A 1,143-nucleotide genomic window follows, 5' to 3' on the forward strand; every position below is an offset into this window, starting at 1 on the left:
AAACTGAAGTTCACTATAGCTTCAGAATAACTTTAGATGGTCTAATTAATTTAGTAGCAAAAAAACTAGTTGGAAAGTATGAAGAACCGACAAAAGAATTTTTATATCAATTAAATATTGCCATTTCCTATATAAGATCTCATCACATAAAAAACGACTTAAACCTTTCTGGGGATTTAATCGAAGCTTATACTTTAATAAGAAAGCAACTTGAAAAGCTAACAAGATTACACGAAATCGACAGTTTACCTCTCAAAATACTTATTGGACAAACACCAAAGGTCAACAATGTGTTTAAAGAGGTTGCAAAAGTATTATATAGAGAACTTTCTGAAGTTGCTCATTTTGGAAAGCCAAAAGTCAGTCAATTGATTTCGTTTCGTACTTCAGATGGAAAAAATGGACCTAGTCTATTTCCAACTTATAAAGAATCCGCATTAATCTGTTATGATAAAAATGCTTTTGTTGCTTTGTAATTCGCTCACTGGTTAATTGAATTTACTATTAAACATAATAAAGAATATGAAAGTGAAGAAGATGAAAACACATTTTCTATACTTTAAAAAATGGCATTAGATTGTAATATTATTAAAACAGATAAATTTTTAGAAAATGGGTAAAAACATAAACCGATAAACTGTCATTTACCGGTTTTGGTTTGAAATGAAAATCTTTGATTAACCCGTTAATTTTGGATAAGGTAATACAAGCAACCGTTTCAGACTGGGCAATGATCTCATTTGATAAAAATAAGAGTAGTATAACGATTGCTTTTTTCAATTATTATTTCTTGTAGAAAGGCAATTTTACCACCTTGGCTGGAACATCATTTTTTCTAATTCTAATAAAAATAACGCTGTCAATTGTACTGTTTATAGTAGTTACATAACCCATTCCGATTCCAATATTCATCGATGGTGACATCGTTCCAGAAGTTACGATTCCAATGACGTTGCCCAAAGCATCCACAATTTCATAATCGTGTCTTGGAACAGCGCGTTCTTGCATTTCGAAAGCGATTAATTTCTTAGAAACACCCGCTTCTTTTTGCTTTTTCAAGTTTTCAGAATTGGTGAATTCTTTGGTGAATTTGGTAATCCAACCCAAACCTGCTTCGAGTGGCGAAGTCGTGTCATTGATGTC

The 1,143-nt window shown here is 31.8% G+C and carries 3 protein-coding genes; 1 reads left to right on the forward strand and 2 read right to left on the reverse strand.

Annotated features, from left to right (window positions below):
• On the forward strand, window positions 1-476 hold a 476-nt coding region (locus tag EKL98_RS17755), incomplete at its 5' end, for a hypothetical protein (protein ID WP_158618351.1).
• Between the two features lie 112 nt (window positions 477-588).
• On the opposite strand, the gene EKL98_RS16780 is transcribed toward EKL98_RS17755, so the two are convergent.
• Window positions 589-780 carry a hypothetical protein gene (locus EKL98_RS16780; RefSeq protein WP_126563220.1) on the reverse strand — a complete coding sequence of 64 codons (192 nt, stop codon included), beginning with the start codon at window positions 778-780 and terminating at the stop codon, window positions 589-591.
• A gap of 3 nt (window positions 781-783) precedes the next feature.
• Window positions 784-1,143: glycine cleavage T C-terminal barrel domain-containing protein (locus EKL98_RS16785; RefSeq protein WP_317125407.1), on the reverse strand; the 360-nt coding region annotated here is incomplete at its 5' end.

This window comes from Flavobacterium bomense, from assembly GCF_003970355.1.